The sequence below is a fragment of the Halomonas sp. H5 genome, from assembly GCF_050613175.1.
Taxonomy (GTDB): domain Bacteria; phylum Pseudomonadota; class Gammaproteobacteria; order Pseudomonadales; family Halomonadaceae; genus Bisbaumannia; species Bisbaumannia salifodinae.
In genome coordinates this window covers 200,189-214,815 of record NZ_CP192510.1, presented here as the reverse complement: position 1 = coordinate 214,815, position 14,627 = coordinate 200,189, and the positions used below count along the sequence as shown (strand labels likewise).

Here is a 14,627-nt window from a genome sequence, read left to right as displayed (position 1 = left end):
GCTGGGGCCTGCGGCTGGCAGGCGTTCCCATGAATCGTTGGCGCGGAGGCGAACCCCGCTTTTATTACTCCATCATAAAGCAGTCGCCAGATAAGGAAAAACGCCCCTGGCGTCGTGCCTACGGCGAGCGTCGCTGGCATGGCCTGCCCCGTCGACTCTGGTACACTGCCAGGCAATACCTTGTCAGCCAACTTGCAGGATTTTTCCTCCGATGACGAAGTCGACCAACCAGTCCTGGGGCGGCCGTTTCAGCGAGCCCACCGATGCCTTCGTCGAACGCTTCACCGCCTCGGTGGACTTCGACCAACGCCTGGCCCACCACGATATCCAGGGCTCCATCGCCCATGCCACCATGCTGGCCCGGGTCGGGGTGCTGACCGATGCCGAGCGCGACGCCATCGTCGCCGGCCTGGGCGAGATCGACGACGAGATCCGTCGCGGCGAATTCCCCTGGTCGGTGAAGCTCGAAGACGTGCACATGAATATCGAGGCGCGTCTCACCGACAAGATCGGCATCACCGGCAAGAAACTGCATACCGGCCGTTCCCGTAACGACCAGGTGGCCACCGATATCCGCCTCTTCCTGCGCGACGAGATCGATATCGTCGCCGCCGAGCTGGCCCGCCTGCGCGAGGGCCTGATCGAGCTGGCCGACCGCGAGGCCGAGACCATCATGCCCGGCTTCACTCACCTGCAGACCGCCCAGCCGGTGACCTTCGGCCACCACCTGCTGGCCTGGCAGGAGATGCTGGCCCGGGACCACGAGCGCCTGCTCGACTGCCGCAAGCGGGTCAATGTGATGCCCCTGGGCGCGGCGGCACTCGCCGGCACCACCTACCCCATCGACCGCCACGTCACCGCCGAGCTGCTGGGCTTCGAGCGCCCGGCGGAGAACAGCCTGGACGCGGTCAGCGATCGCGACTTCGCCATCGAGTTCACCAGCTTCGCCAGCCTGCTGCTGATGCATATGTCGCGGATGAGCGAGGAACTGGTGCTGTGGACCAGCGCCCAGTTCGATTTCATCGACCTGCCCGACCGCTTCTGCACCGGCTCCTCGATCATGCCGCAGAAGAAGAACCCGGACGTGCCGGAGCTGGTGCGCGGCAAGTCGGGCCGGGTCTACGGCCACCTGATGGGCCTGCTGACCCTGATGAAGTCCCAGCCGCTGGCCTACAACAAGGACAACCAGGAGGACAAGGAGCCGCTGTTCGATACCCTGGACACCGTCAAGGACTGCCTCAAGGCCTTCGCCGACATGGTGCCGGCCATCGAGGCCAAGGCCGACAGCATGCGCGAGGCGGCCCGCAAGGGCTTCTCCACCGCCACCGACCTGGCGGACTACCTGGTGCGCAAGGGCGTGGCCTTCCGCGACGCTCACGAGATCGTCGGCGAGTCGGTGGCCTTCGGCATCCGCGAGACCAAGGACCTCTCCGAGATGACCCTCGACGAGCTGCGCCAGTTCTCCGAGGTGATCGAGGCGGATGTCTTCGAGGTGCTGACCCTGGAAGGCTCGGTGGCGGCCCGTAACCATATCGGCGGCACCGCCCCCGATCAGGTCCGCGCCGCCGCCCAGCGGGCCCGCGACGCCCTGAAGGCGCTGCGCTGATGGCCCGGCTGGCCCTGGGGCTCCTGCTGCTGATGCTGCTGACCGGCTGCGGCCAGCAGGGCCCGCTGTATTTGCCGGAGACGCCGCCCCCCGAGGCGGCGGCCCCCACCGACGACGAGGCCTAAGATGGATCATTTCGAGTACCGCGACGGCGCCCTGTATGGCGAAGAGGTGCCCCTGGCGGAGATCGCCGAGCGCTTCGGCACCCCCTGCTATGTCTATTCCCGGGCCACCCTGGAGCGTCACTTCCGCGCCTACACCGAGGCGCTGGGTAGCCACCCCCACCTGATCTGCTATGCGGTCAAGGCCAACTCCAACCTGGCGGTGCTGGGCCTGCTGGCGCGCCTCGGCGCCGGCTTCGATATCGTCTCGGAGGGCGAGCTGGAGCGGGTGCTGGCCGCCGGCGGCGACCCGGCCAAGGTGGTCTTCTCCGGGGTCGCCAAGCAGGAGGCGGAGATGGCCCGTGCCCTGGAGGCGGGCATCAAGTGCTTCAACGTCGAATCGCGCCCGGAGCTCGAGCGCCTTAACGCCGTGGCTGGGCGCCTCGGCAAGGTGGCGCCGGTCTCGCTGCGGGTCAATCCCGACGTGGATGCCGGCACCCACCCCTATATCTCCACCGGCCTCAAGGACAACAAGTTCGGTATCCCGGTGGACGAGGCCCTGGGCGTCTACGAGCTCGCCGCGCGCCTGCCGAATATCCGCATCAGCGGCCTGGATTGCCATATCGGCTCCCAGCTCACCGAGCTCTCGCCCTTCCTGGACGCCCTGGATCGCCTGCTGGTGCTGCTCGAGCGGCTGCGCGAGTCCGGCATCGAGATCGCCCACCTGGATCTCGGCGGCGGCCTCGGCGTGCCCTACCAGGACGAGCGCCCGCCGGCGCCCTTCGACTACGCCCGCGCCCTGCTCGAGCGCCTGGCCGCCTGGCCCGGCGGCGAGCGCCTGACCCTGCTGTTCGAGCCGGGCCGTTCCATCGCCGCCAATGCCGGGGTGCTGTTGACCCGGGTCGAGTACCTCAAGCCCGGCGAGACCAAGAACTTCGCCATCGTCGACGCCGGCATGAACGACCTGATCCGCCCCTCCCTCTACCAGGCCTGGCAACGCATCCTGCCGGTGGATACCCGGGTGCCCCGGGAGAACGCCACCTATGACGTGGTGGGCCCGGTGTGCGAGACCGGCGACTTCCTCGGCAAGGATCGCGAACTGGCCATCGCCGCGGGCGACCTGCTGGCGGTGCGCTCCGCCGGGGCCTACGGCTTCGTGATGGCCTCCACCTACAACAGCCGCCCGCGTCCCGCCGAGGTGATGGTGGATGGCGACCGGGCCCACCTGGTGCGCCGCCGCGAGCGCCTGGAGGCGCTGTGGGAAGGTGAGGCCCTGCTGCCGGAGGCCGCGGACTGATGCTGCTGCACTTCACCAAGATGCATGGCCTGGGTAACGACTTCATGGTGGTCGACCTGGTCACCCAACGGGCGCGGCTGCGCGACGAGCAGATCCGCCAGCTCGCCGATCGTCACTTCGGCATCGGCTTCGATCAGCTGCTGATCGTCGAGCCGCCCCGGGATCCGGACCTGGACTTCCGCTACCGCATCTTCAACGCCGACGGCAGCGAGGTGGAGAACTGCGGCAACGGGGCGCGCTGCTTCGCCCGCTTCGTGCGCGACCAGCGGCTGACCCACAAGCACGAGATCCGCGTCGAGACCGCCGGCGGCCCCCTGACCCTGGTGATCCAGGAGGACGGCCGGGTCAGCGTCGATATGGGGGCGCCGCGTTTCGCCCCCGAGTCGCTGCCCTTCGAGGCCGCCCAGGACCTGCCGCGTCACGCCCTGGAGGTGGACGGCGAGCGCCTCGAGATCGGCGTGGTCTCCATGGGCAATCCCCATGCGGTGCTGCGGGTCGATGACGTGGACGGCGCCCCGGTGGCCCGGCTGGGCCCGGCCATCGAGTCCCACCCGCGCTTCCCCAAGCGGGTCAACGCCGGCTTTATGCAGGTGGTCTCGCCCCACGAGATTCGCCTGCGGGTCTACGAGCGAGGCAGCGGCGAGACCCTGGCCTGCGGCACCGGCGCCTGCGCCGCGGTGGCCAGCGGCATCCGCCAGGGGCTGCTGGAAAGCCCGGTGAAGGTGCACCTGCCCGGCGGCGAGCTGACCATCGAGTGGGCCGGCGACGGCGCCCCCCTGACCATGACCGGCCCCGCGGAGCGGGTCTTCGAGGGCCGGGTCCCCCTGAACTGAACCTCACGACCACGACGAGGAATTACCCCATGACGCGAGCCCAGGCCCCCGAGCCCCGCCAGACCCTCGACCCGGAACGGGTCGCCCACTGGCTGGCCCGTCATCCCGACTTCTTCGTCGGCCGCGAGGGGTTGCTGCAGCAACTCAAGGTGCCCCACCCGGAGGGGCACGGCGCCATCTCGCTGCTGGAGCGCCTGGTTCATGACCTGCGCGAGCGGGCCGAGACCGCCGAATGGCGCCTGGAGCAGCTGCTCGACTCGGCCCGCCATAACGAGGGCCAGTATCGCCGCACCCGCGGCCTGGTACTGGCCCTGCTGGAGGCCGAGGACGGCGATGCCCTGGGTCAGACCCTGGCCACCCAGCTCGCCGAGCAGTTCCAGACCAGCGCCGTGGCCCTATGGTGTCCGGCCAGCCTCACCGACCGGGAACCGCACCCGCCCCAGGCGCCCCGCCAGGTGCTGGACGACACCGCCGGCCAGCGCCTGGGCGCCCTGCTGGAGGGCCGCAACAGCCGCTGCTCCCGGCTCTCCGCCACCGACTGGAAGCTGCTGCTGCCCCACGCCAAGGCGCCGGCCCAGGCCGGCTCCTGCGTCATCACCCGGCTGACCCTGGGCGAGCCGCTGGGCTATCTGGTGCTGGCCAGCCACGACACCGAGCACTTCCGCGCCAGCCTCGACACCCTCTTCACCGAGTACCTGGGCGAGGTGGTGGCGCGGCTGCTGGTGCATCACGGGAGGGCCGGGGATGCCTCCCGCTGAGGCCCTCGCCGATGCGCTCGAGGCCTTCCTCGGCGCCCTGGCGCGGGAGGCGAGCCCGGCCACCCTGGCCGCCTATCGCCGCGACCTGAGCGCCTTCCTGGCCTTCGCCGAGGCTTCCGGGCTCGCCGACTGGGGCGAGCTCGACGCCGCCCTGGTGCGACGCTTCCTGGGCCAGGAGCGGGCCCGGGGCCTGGCGCCGCGCAGCCTGGCCCGGCGCCGCGCCGCCCTGTCGCGCTTCGCGGCGTATCTGGTGGAGGGCGGCCGCCTCGATCACGACCCGGTGCGCCTCTCCCAGGCGCCCCGCCAACCCCGCCACCTGCCCAAGCCGGTGGACGTGGACCAGTTGGCGCGCTTCCTCGACGCCCCCCATGACGACTCGCCCCTGGCGCGCCGCGACCAGGCCATGCTGGAGCTCTTCTACTCCTGCGGCCTGCGCCTGGCGGAGCTGGCCGGCCTCGACCTGGACGACCTCCAGCCACGCCGCCTGCGGGTGCTGGGCAAGGGCGCCAAGCCGCGGCAACTGCCCATCGGCCGGCGTGCCCGCCAGGCCCTGGACGCCTGGCTCCTGGTGCGTGGCCAGCTGGCCGGCGAGCAGGAAGCGGCGCTGTTCGTCGGCCGGCGGGGCAGCCGCCTGGGCCATCGCGCCATCCAGCTACGCCTGGCCAAGCTGGCCCGGGAGCGCGGCCTCGCCGAGCACCTGCACCCCCACCGCCTGCGTCACTCCTTCGCCAGCCACCTGCTGGAGTCGAGCCAGGACCTGCGCGCGGTGCAGGAGCTGCTGGGGCATGCCAACCTGAGCACCACCCAGGTCTATACCCGCCTCGACTGGCAGCACCTGGCCGCCAGCTACGATGCCGCCCACCCACGCGCACGCCGCCGCCCCGAGGGCGGCCAGGATGACCCATGACGCGCCTCGATACCCTGACCTTCGATCTGGACGACACCCTGTGGGACAACGGCCCGGTGATGGAGCACGCCGAGCAGGGCCACTACCACTGGCTGGACAGCGCCCTGAGTACCTGGCTGGAGGCCCGGCTGGCCGAGCTGGGCCGCTACGGCGAGCGCTTCCCGCTGCCCACCTACGTGCAACACCGCGGCGAGGTGGCGCGGCGCTTCCCGCTGCGCCGCGGCGACTTCACCTGGGTCCGCCGGCGCAGCCTCTATGAACTGCTGGAGGCCTATGGCCTCGCCTCACAGGAGGCGGAGATGTGGGCCACCGCCGCCATGGAGCGCTTCCTGGAGCTGCGTCACCGCCTCGATCCCTACCCGGAGGTGGACGCCCTGCTGGAGGGGCTGGCGGGGGACTACCGCCTGGCCACGATCACCAATGGCAACGTGGACCTCAATCGGTTGCCCCTGGTACGCCACTTCCCGGTGTCGATCATCGCCGGCGAGCTGCTCGCCCCCAAGCCCGATGCGCGGCCCTTCCTGGCCGCCCTGGCACGCCTCAACAGCGCGCCGTCGCGGGCCCTGCACGTGGGGGACTCCTGGAAGGAGGACGTGCTGCCGGCCCGGCGCCTGGGCATGCGGGTGGCCTGGATCGATCGTCACGACCAGGCGGCGGGCGAGGCGCTGCCGGAGGGCATCCATCGCCTCAGCCATGTGCGCGAGCTGCCGGCGTTGCTGGCGCGGCTGCAGGGCCAGGCCTGACGGCCGTTACTCGGCCGCCAGCCAGCCATCCAGCCGCGCCCGGGCCTCGTCGACGCCCTCGCGCTTGAGGGCCGAGAAGAGCTGCACGCTGACCAGGTCCTCCCACTCGTGCAGGCGCTGGCGCACCTGCAGCAGGGCCGCCTTGGCGGCGCCGCTCTTCAGCTTGTCGGCCTTGGTCAGCAGGATATGCACCGGCATCGACTGCTCGTCGGCCCAGCCCAGCATCATCTGGTCGAACTCGGTGAGCGGGTGACGCACGTCCATCACCAGCACCAGGCCGGCCAGGCAGGCCCGTCCGCGCAGGTACTCGCCCAGGTGGCGCTGCCACTCCAGCTTGACCTTCTCCGGCACCTTGGCGAAGCCATAGCCGGGCAGGTCCACCAGGCGCCGCCCGGTCTCCTCCCCCAGGGAGAAGAAGTTGATCAACTGGGTGCGCCCGGGGGTCTTGGAGGTCCGCGCCAGGGCCTTCTGCTGGGTCAGGGTATTGATCGCGCTGGACTTGCCGGCGTTGGAACGGCCGGCGAAGGCCACCTCGCGCCCCTCGTCCGGCGGGCACTGGGCCAGGGTCGGCGCACTGGTGAGAAAGCGGGCGGTCTGGTAGTTGAGAGACGGCATGGATGGGATCCTGGCGAAAGTTCGGCTTAGGGGAAGCGCTGAATAAATCGGCGAGCGGGATGGAGCACAAGGCGCACGGAGCGCAGAAACCGGAGCCTATGAGGTATAGGTGAGGATTTCGAGCACCGCGCAACGCAGTGATTCGCCCGCGCAGACATTTATGCAGTGTTTCCTTTGGTGGCAGGTCGGGCAGATTCACCTCACCCTGGCGAGTCGTTATAATGCCCTGTATTTTTCAGCGACCTGGGGCAGGCTAGTGTACCACCCTGCTCTCGCCGACAACGAACCGCGCCCGATAGAGGCGCAGCATGGACAGCGGGCGGCGCCCAGGATACGTTCCGGTCAACAATCAATGGCATAGTGGATTAGCGATGAGAAAGTTACTGGCAAGCCTGGCCCTGACCATGGGCGCAGTGGGCGTGGCCCACGCCGACCTCCAGGGCGACCCCGCCGCGGGGCGCGAGAAGGCGCAGACCTGCGCCGCCTGTCACGGCCAGGAAGGCATCAGCGCCTCCCCGGCCTTCCCCAACCTGGCCGGCCAGCAGGCCTCCTACCTGGCCAAGCAGATCATGGATATCCGCGACGGCGAGCGCCTGGTGCCGCAGATGGCCGGCCAGGTGGACGGCTTCAGTGACCAGGACGCCTGGGACGTGGCGGCCTTCTTCGCCCAGCAGCAGGCCAACCTGGGCCAGGCCGATCCGGACGCCGAGCTGGTGGCCCGTGGCCAGGAACTCTATCGCGCCGGCGACATGGGCAAGGGCATCCCGGCCTGCGCCGCCTGCCACAGCCCCACCGGGGTGGGCATCGGCTCCGCGGCCTATCCGGCCCTGAGCGGTCAGCATCCCGACTATATCGTTGCCACCCTGCAGAATTTCGCCGATGGCGAACGGGCCAATGATCCCAACGCCATCATGCGCGATATCGCCACCAAGATGAGCGATCGTGACATGGAAGCCGTGGCCAACTATGTGCTGGGCCTTCACTGAGGCCGGCATCGCTTAGCCAGCGCAACGTTCGGGGGCGGCCAACTTGGCCGCCCCCGAACGTTGGGAACCCCGTCGCCCGATCGCGCTCAAAGCCTGCGACCGTCGCCCCGGCAAGGGGCAGCGAATCCTGTTACCTTTATCCCTACCCATGCTCCAAGGAGAGTTCACGCATGCTCAAGCCCCTGATGGCGTCCCTGGCGATCTTCGGCCTGGCCGGCCTGGCCCAGGCCCAATCCACCCCCCTGGTGGAGGGCCAACACTACGAACTGCTGCCCAACCCGGTGGAAACGGTGGTGGAGGAGGGACAGATCGAAGTCACCGAGGCCTTCTGGTACGGCTGCCCCCACTGCTATCGCCTGCAGTCGAGCGTCACCGAGTGGTATCCCACCCTGGAGGACGACGTCAGCGTGGTGCATATGCCCGCCACCATGGGCGGCGACTGGAATGCCCATGCCGGCGTCTTCTATGCCGCCGAGTCCCTGGGCATCCTGGACGAGGCCCATGCGGCCATCTTCGACGCCATTCACCAGCAGGGTAAGCGCCTTACCGATACCGACGAGGTGGCCGCCTTCTTCGGTGACTTCGGCGTCGACGAGGCCGAGGCCCGGGAGGCCCTGACCTCCTTCGGCGTGCGTTCCCAGGTCAACCAGGCCCATAGCCGCATGCGGGCCATGCGCCTGATGGGCGTCCCGGCCCTGGTGATCGACGGCCGCTACCTGATCAGCCCCTCCAGCGCCGGCAGCCTGGAAAACATGCCGCTGATCGCCGAGGCACTGATCGACAAGGTCCGTCAGGAACGAGGCGAGTAGGCCCATGACCCAGGCCGAGGCCATGAGACCCTTCCACGCACCAGGTCATCTGCGCCTGCTCACCTTCAATCTGCAGGTGGGCATTCATACCTCGGCCTATCACCACTACCTGACCCGCAGCTGGCAGCACCTGCTGCCCCACCCCAAGCGCCGCGGCCGCCTGGACATGGTCGGCGAGGTGCTGGGGCAGTTCGATATCGTCGGCCTCCAGGAGGTCGACGGCGGCAGCTTCCGCTCCAGCCAGATCAATCAGGTGGAGTACCTGGCACAGCGGGCCGGCTTCCCCCACCATTTCCAGCAGCTCAATCGCAACCTGGGGCGCTTCGCCCAGCACAGCAATGGCCTCTTGTCGCGGCTGTCGCCGGCGCATATCGAGGAGCACCGCCTGCCCGGCACCCTTCCCGGTCGCGGCGCCATCCATGTCCGCTACGGCGAGGGCCCCGATGCCCTGCACCTCTTCGTCGCCCACCTGGCCCTGAGTCACCGCGGCCGCATGCGCCAGCTCGACTACCTCAGCGAGCTGATCACGCCGCTGCGCCATGTGGTGGTGATGGGCGACCTCAACTGCACCCCGGACCAGATCCACGCCCACCCCAACTTCTGTGCGGCCCTGCCCCTGCATCCGGTCAAGCCGCTGCTCAGCTACCCCTCCTGGCAACCCCGCCGGGCCCTGGACCATATCCTGCTATCCGACTCCCTGGTCGCGGAAGAGGTACGCGTCCTGGATCACCTCTTCTCGGATCACCTGCCGGTGGCGGTGGATGTCCATCTTCCAGACGCCTGCCAACTGGCCCTCTACCGGCATATCCAGGCCACCAGGAACTGATACCCCGTTGAGGGTGGTGGGTGACCTCTGGCGTCGAATCGGCGATGATGCCGCCTTCTGCCGGACACTAACGAGACTTTCCCATGACAACGACTCGCGAACCGACGGGCCGCGAACCGGCGTTGCTCGGGTGGATCGAGGGCGTGATCGAGACCCTCGGCCGGGCCATCGCCTGGCTTACCCTGGCGATGATGCTGGTGCAGTTCGTGCTGGTGGTGATGCGCTACGCCCTGGGCATCCACAGCATGGCCATGCAGGAGTCGGTGATGGCCATGCATGCCGTGGTCTTTATGCTGGGGGCCGCCTACACCCTCAAGCATGACGGCCATGTGCGGGTGGATATCTTCTATCGCCGCCTCTCCGCCAAGGGCCGCGCCTGGATCGACCTGGCCGGCACCCTCTTCCTGCTGCTCCCGGTGGTGCTGTTTATCGGCCTCGGCAGCCTCGAGTACGTGGCCAGCAGTTGGGCCATCCTGGAGCGCTCCTCGGATGCCAACCTGCCGGTGACCTACCTGGTCAAGACCCTGATTCCCCTGATGGCCCTGCTGCTGCTGCTCCAGGGCATCGCCCTGCTGATCCGCCAGGTGCTGATCCTGCGCGGCCGCCTGGCGGCCCCGGAACCCGAGCACGAGGAGGTGCTCTAGTGCTCGACTATATGCCGCTCTTCCTGTTCGCCACCATCTGTGTCGTGCTGATGCTGGGCTATCCGGTGGCCCTGTCGCTGGCCGGCACCGCCCTGGCCTTCGCCGGCCTGGGCATGGGCCTGGAGGCCCTGGGCGTGGCCCTCCACTTCGAGGCCAACTTCCTCTCCGCCATGCCCAACCGGGTCTACGGCATCATGACCAACCAGACCCTGCTGGCGGTGCCGCTCTTCGTGTTGATGGGGGTGCTGCTGGAGAAGTCGCGGGTCGCCGAGACCCTGCTCGACGCCATGGCCCTGGCCTTCGGCGGCCTGCGCGGCGGCCTGGGCATCGCGGTGATCCTGGTCGGCATGCTGCTGGCCGCCTCCACCGGCATCGTCGGCGCCACCGTGGTGACCATGGGCCTGCTGTCGCTGCCGACCATGCTCAAGCGGGGCTACTCGGCCTCGCTCGCCACCGGCACCATCTGCGCCACCGGCACCCTGGGCCAGATCATCCCCCCCTCCATCGCCCTGGTGCTGCTCGGTGACGTGCTCTCCAACGCCTACCAGCAGGCGCAGCTGGCCATGGGGGTGTGGAGCCCCAGGACGGTATCGGTGGGCGACCTCTTCGTCGGCGCCCTGGTCCCCGGGCTGATCCTGGTGGTGGCCTATATCGCCTATGTGGCGATCACCGCCTGGCTCAAGCCGCAGTTGGCGCCCCCCGCCGATCGCCAGGCGCTGATGCAGGAGCTCGGTCACCGCGGCAGCCTCTGGCCGCTGCTGCTCAAGGGGCTGGTGCCACCGGTGGTGCTGATCGTCGCCGTGCTGGGCTCGATCCTCGGCGGCTTCGCCACCCCCACCGAGGCCTCCGCGGTGGGTGCCTTCGGCGCCCTGGTGCTGGCCCTGGCCAAGGGGCGGGTGAGCCTGACCATGCTCAAGGAGGTGGCCCGCACCACCACCCAGGTCACCAGCATGGTGTTCCTGATCCTGATCGGCGCCACCCTCTTCTCCCTGGTGTTCCGCGCCTATGGCGGCGAGGAGCTGGTCACCGGGCTGTTCGAGGCGATGCCCGGCGGCGTGGTGGGCGCCATGCTGATCGTGATGCTGGTGATCTTCCTGCTGGGCTTTATCCTCGACTTTATCGAGATCACCTTCGTGGTGGTGCCCATCGTCGGCCCGGTACTGCTGGCCATGGGCATCGATCCCATCTGGCTGGGGGTGATGATCGCCATCAACCTGCAGACCTCCTTCCTCACCCCGCCCTTCGGCTTCGCGCTCTTCTATCTGCGCGGGGTGACCCCGGACTCGGTGCCCACCTCGGCCATCTACCGGGGGGTCATCCCCTTTATCCTGCTGCAGTTGAGCATGCTGCTGGCCCTGGCCGCCTTCCCCGGGCTAGCCACCTGGCTGCCCTCCATTCTGTAAGCCTCGGGGCCGGCAGTCGCCGGCTCCGCGCCTATCAGGCGCCGCCGCAGAGCGGCGCCAGCCACTGCCGGGCCAGCAGCAGGACCAGCGCATAGCGGGTCCCCTTGGCCAGGGTGATCAGCAGCAGGGCGCGCCACCAGGGCAGGCGGAAGACTCCGGCCAGCACCGTCAGGGGATCACCGATCAGCGGCGCCCAGGAGAGCAGCAGGCTCCACTCGCCGAAGCGGTGATACCAGCGCTCGGCCCGGGCCAGCCCCGCCGGCGAGGCGGGAAACCAGCGGCGATCCTGGAAACGTCGCGCATAGCGCCCCAGCCAGACATTGATCAGGCTGCCCAGGGTATTGCCGGCGGTGGCCACGACCCAGAGCAGCAGGGCCGGCTCCCCCAGGCACCAGAGCCGGGCCAGCCATAGCTCGGAGCCGCCGGGCAACAGCGTCGCGCTAACCAGAGCCACCAGGAACAGGCTCAGCATGGCGGGCCCCCGGCCTCTCCTCGCAACAGCGTCGCGCTGACCAGGGCTACTAAGAAGAGGCTCAGCATGGCGAGCCCCCGGCCTCTCCTCGCAGCAGGGTGGCACTGACCAGGGCTACTAAGAAGAGGCTCAGCATGGCGAGCCCTCGGCCTCTCCTCGCAGCAGGGTGGCACTGACCAGGGCTATTAAGAAGAGGCTCAGCATGGCGAGCTCCCGGCCTCTCCTCGCAGCAGGGTGGCACTGACCAGGGCTATTAAGAAGAGGCTCAGCATGGCGGCCCCCCTGTCCCTTGCAGTAGGCTAGGCGACGACATCAACGACAAGACCTCCCATGAACGACACTCCCCCGATTCCCAAGCTGTTGACCATTGCCGGTTCCGACCCCAGCGGCGGCGCCGGCATCCAGGCCGACCTCAAGACCTTCTCGGCGCTGGGCGCCTATGGTACCAGCGTGATCACCGCCCTGACCGCGCAGAACACTCAGGGGGTGACCGGGGTGCACCCGGTGCCGGCGGACTTTATCGCCGCCCAGTTGGAGACCCTGCTCGACGATATCGCCATCGATGCCGTCAAGATCGGCATGGTGGCCAGTCGCGAGGTGGCCGAGGCGATCCGCGAGGCCCTGACCAAGCGTCGCCCGCGCTGGATCGTGCTGGACCCGGTGATGGTGGCCAAGAGTGGCGATGTGCTGGTGGATGACGCCGGCATCCGCGCGGTACGCGAGCTGCTGGTGCCCCTGGCCGACCTGATCACCCCCAACCTGCCGGAGGCGGCGGTGCTGCTGAATGCTCCCGTCCCCGGCGATGCCGACGCCATGGAGGCGCTGCTGCCACGGCTCCAGGCCCTGGGCGCGCCACGGGTACTGCTCAAGGGCGGCCACCTGCGCGGCGAGCGCTGCCCCGACCTGCTGGTGGACGAGCACGGCGCCCAGTGGCTCGATGGGCCGCGTATCGCCACCCCCAACCTTCACGGCACCGGCTGCTCGCTCTCCTCGGCCATCGCCACCTGCCTGGCCCATCGCGATGCCCCCCTGGCCGCGGTGACCGAGGCCAAGGCCTGGCTGGAAACGGCCCTGACCGAGAGCCATCGGCTGGGCGTGGGCCGCGGCCAGGGCCCGGTGCACCACTTCCACGCCTGGTGGTAGCGCCTTGCGAGGGAGCGATTAAGCCACCATTCTGAGGTGGGGCATCGCCATCATCCGAGGGAGGGAGAGACCATGACTCGTACCCTGCTGTTCGCCTGCGACCTGTCGGCGGAGAACCGCGCCGCCTTCGGCCGAGCCATCCAACTGGCGGTGGACAGCGGGGCCCGCCTCGATGCCCTGCATGTGCTCGATCCCCACCTGCCGCGCCAGGCACTGCACGACCTGGAACAGGCGGTGGTCGCCGAGATGGAGCGCCTGCTCACCGATATCCGCGAGGACTATGCGCTTCCCGCCCCCCAGGCGCTGCTGCAGACCGTGGCCGGCGCGCCCTTCGAGGAGATCATCCGCGAGGCCCACGAGCGCCGGGCCGACCTGATCCTGCTCGGCGGGCACCGCAAGCGCGGCGAGCCGGAACTGGTGGCCGGCACCACCCTGGCCCGGGTGATCCGCGGCGCCCCCTGCCCGGTGATCTCCGCCATCCACCCGGTCACCCAGGAGTGGCGGGATATCCTGGTACCGGTGGACTTCTCGCTGACCTGCCGCCATACCCTGCGCGAGACCCTCAAGCGCTTCCCCGAGGCGCGGCTGACCCTGCTGCACGCCTGGGATATCCCCGGCGAGCGAGAGCTGGGCTCCAGCGGCGACTTCGCCCGCTGGCGGGATGGTGAGCTGGCCCGGCTGCGGGAGCAACTGGAGCGGGAGGTGGATCAGTTGATGAGCGAGGTGGAGTCGGTCCCGGAGCTGAGCCTGGAGCTGGAGCAGGGCGACCCCCTGGAGGTGTTGCTGACCCGATTGCGCCGTCAGCCGCCGGACCTGCTGGCACTGAGCTATCGCGCTCGACGCGGCCAGCAGAGCCGTCTGACCGCCCGGCTGCTCGCCGAACCCCACTGCGATATCATGGTGTGTCGCGCCTGGTAGCCTGACCACCGACCGTCCGCGAGACGCCGCCCACGCCTCGGTGGGGCCTGCCCGGCTGGGCCACCGTTCGATGACCATGCTACCCTCCTTCGCCGATGTTCAGGAGGAGAGACGATGCGAGCCTTGATTCAGCGGGTACGCCACGCCCGGGTGATGGTGGCGGGCCAGGAAGTGGGTGCCATCGACCAGGGGCTCTTGGCCCTGGTGGGAGTGGAGAAGGGCGATGATCGGGGCCGGGCCGACAAGCTGCTGCACAAGCTGCTGCACTACCGGGTGTTCTCGGATGAGGCCGGCAAGATGAATCTCGACCTGCGCCAGGTGGAAGGCGGGCTACTCCTGGTCTCCCAGTTCACCCTGGCCGCGGATACCCGCAAGGGGCTGCGCCCCGGCTTCTCCAGCGCCGCCCCTCCCGCCGAGGGGGAGGCGCTCTTCGACTATCTGGTGGGCCGGGCCCGGGCCGCCTGGCCGCGCACGGCCACCGGCGAGTTCGGCGCCGATATGCAGGTGGAGCTGATCAACGACGGCCCGGTCACCTTCCTGCTCGAGAGTTGAACCGCGGTGACCGG

The 14,627-nt window shown here is 69.2% G+C and carries 17 protein-coding genes; 15 read left to right on the top strand and 2 right to left on the bottom strand.

All coding sequences use genetic code 11. The features are described 5' to 3' along the window. Positions 1-211 precede the first annotated feature (211 nt). Genes argH through ACQ1W9_RS00945 form a run of 7 tightly spaced genes read left to right on the top strand, consistent with a single transcriptional unit; the run spans position 212 to position 6,245 of the window. Positions 212-1,606: an argininosuccinate lyase gene (argH, locus tag ACQ1W9_RS00975; RefSeq protein ID WP_431024905.1), complete on the top strand. Its 1,395-nt coding sequence runs from the start codon at positions 212-214 to the stop codon at positions 1,604-1,606. After that, positions 1,606-1,731, top strand: a complete 126-nt coding sequence (gene lptM, locus ACQ1W9_RS00970) for an LPS translocon maturation chaperone LptM (RefSeq protein ID WP_431024904.1) — start codon at positions 1,606-1,608, stop codon at positions 1,729-1,731. The genes argH and lptM overlap by 1 nt, the downstream gene beginning before the upstream one ends. A 1-nt stretch (position 1,732) precedes the next feature. Then, positions 1,733-3,004, top strand: a complete 1,272-nt coding sequence (gene lysA, locus ACQ1W9_RS00965; protein WP_431024903.1) for a diaminopimelate decarboxylase — start codon at positions 1,733-1,735, stop codon at positions 3,002-3,004. Then, on the top strand, positions 3,004-3,837 hold the full coding sequence (dapF, locus tag ACQ1W9_RS00960; RefSeq protein ID WP_431024902.1) for a diaminopimelate epimerase: 834 nt from the start codon (positions 3,004-3,006) through the stop codon (positions 3,835-3,837). The genes lysA and dapF overlap by 1 nt, the downstream gene beginning before the upstream one ends. 29 nt (positions 3,838-3,866) lie before the next feature. Next, positions 3,867-4,595: a DUF484 family protein gene (locus ACQ1W9_RS00955; RefSeq protein WP_431024901.1), complete on the top strand. Its 729-nt coding sequence runs from the start codon at positions 3,867-3,869 to the stop codon at positions 4,593-4,595. Next, positions 4,582-5,502 (top strand): tyrosine recombinase XerC, encoded by a 921-nt coding sequence (locus ACQ1W9_RS00950; protein ID WP_431024900.1) that lies wholly within the window; start codon positions 4,582-4,584, stop codon positions 5,500-5,502. Before ACQ1W9_RS00955 ends, ACQ1W9_RS00950 begins: the two co-directional genes overlap by 14 nt. Further along, the gene (locus ACQ1W9_RS00945; protein ID WP_431024899.1) at positions 5,499-6,245 is read left to right on the top strand and encodes an HAD family hydrolase; all 747 of its coding nucleotides are present in this window, start codon (positions 5,499-5,501) and stop codon (positions 6,243-6,245) included. Before ACQ1W9_RS00950 ends, ACQ1W9_RS00945 begins: the two co-directional genes overlap by 4 nt. Before the next feature lie 6 nt (positions 6,246-6,251). On the opposite strand, the gene yihA is transcribed toward ACQ1W9_RS00945, so the two are convergent. Then, positions 6,252-6,860 carry a ribosome biogenesis GTP-binding protein YihA/YsxC gene (gene yihA / locus ACQ1W9_RS00940; protein WP_431024898.1) on the bottom strand — a complete coding sequence of 203 codons (609 nt, stop codon included), beginning with the start codon at positions 6,858-6,860 and terminating at the stop codon, positions 6,252-6,254. Positions 6,861-7,231: 371 nt separating this feature from the next. Between yihA and ACQ1W9_RS00935 the strand changes: the two genes are divergently transcribed. The 5 genes from ACQ1W9_RS00935 to ACQ1W9_RS00915 all read left to right on the top strand — a co-directional run bounded on the left by ACQ1W9_RS00935 (position 7,232) and on the right by ACQ1W9_RS00915 (position 11,528). Further along, on the top strand, positions 7,232-7,846 hold the full coding sequence (locus tag ACQ1W9_RS00935) for a c-type cytochrome (RefSeq protein ID WP_431024897.1): 615 nt from the start codon (positions 7,232-7,234) through the stop codon (positions 7,844-7,846). A 170-nt stretch (positions 7,847-8,016) separates the two neighbouring features. Then, the gene (locus ACQ1W9_RS00930; protein ID WP_431024896.1) at positions 8,017-8,655 is read left to right on the top strand and encodes a thiol:disulfide interchange protein DsbA/DsbL; all 639 of its coding nucleotides are present in this window, start codon (positions 8,017-8,019) and stop codon (positions 8,653-8,655) included. Positions 8,656-8,659: 4 nt separating this feature from the next. Beyond that, positions 8,660-9,481, top strand: a complete 822-nt coding sequence (locus ACQ1W9_RS00925; protein ID WP_431024895.1) for an endonuclease/exonuclease/phosphatase family protein — start codon at positions 8,660-8,662, stop codon at positions 9,479-9,481. A gap of 83 nt (positions 9,482-9,564) precedes the next feature. Next, positions 9,565-10,125: a TRAP transporter small permease subunit gene (locus ACQ1W9_RS00920; protein WP_346061065.1), complete on the top strand. Its 561-nt coding sequence runs from the start codon at positions 9,565-9,567 to the stop codon at positions 10,123-10,125. Continuing rightward, complete coding sequence (locus ACQ1W9_RS00915; RefSeq protein ID WP_431024894.1) at positions 10,125-11,528, top strand: TRAP transporter large permease; 1,404 nt, start codon at positions 10,125-10,127, stop codon at positions 11,526-11,528. The genes ACQ1W9_RS00920 and ACQ1W9_RS00915 overlap by 1 nt, the downstream gene beginning before the upstream one ends. A 34-nt stretch (positions 11,529-11,562) precedes the next feature. Here the strand turns inward: ACQ1W9_RS00915 and ACQ1W9_RS00910 are convergent, their stop codons facing one another. Beyond that, entirely contained in the window at positions 11,563-12,000 is a 438-nt protein-coding gene (locus ACQ1W9_RS00910; RefSeq protein WP_431024893.1) for a YqaA family protein, read from the bottom strand. 330 nt (positions 12,001-12,330) lie between these two features. Between ACQ1W9_RS00910 and thiD the strand changes: the two genes are divergently transcribed. The 3 genes from thiD (at position 12,331) to dtd (ending at position 14,613) form a co-directional block, all read left to right on the top strand. Then, complete coding sequence (gene thiD / locus ACQ1W9_RS00905) at positions 12,331-13,143, top strand: bifunctional hydroxymethylpyrimidine kinase/phosphomethylpyrimidine kinase (RefSeq protein WP_431024892.1); 813 nt, start codon at positions 12,331-12,333, stop codon at positions 13,141-13,143. 72 nt (positions 13,144-13,215) lie between these two features. After that, complete coding sequence (locus ACQ1W9_RS00900) at positions 13,216-14,061, top strand: universal stress protein (protein WP_431024891.1); 846 nt, start codon at positions 13,216-13,218, stop codon at positions 14,059-14,061. 114 nt (positions 14,062-14,175) lie between these two features. After that, on the top strand, positions 14,176-14,613 hold the full coding sequence (gene dtd, locus ACQ1W9_RS00895) for a D-aminoacyl-tRNA deacylase (protein ID WP_431024890.1): 438 nt from the start codon (positions 14,176-14,178) through the stop codon (positions 14,611-14,613). Positions 14,614-14,627: the final 14 nt, after the last annotated feature.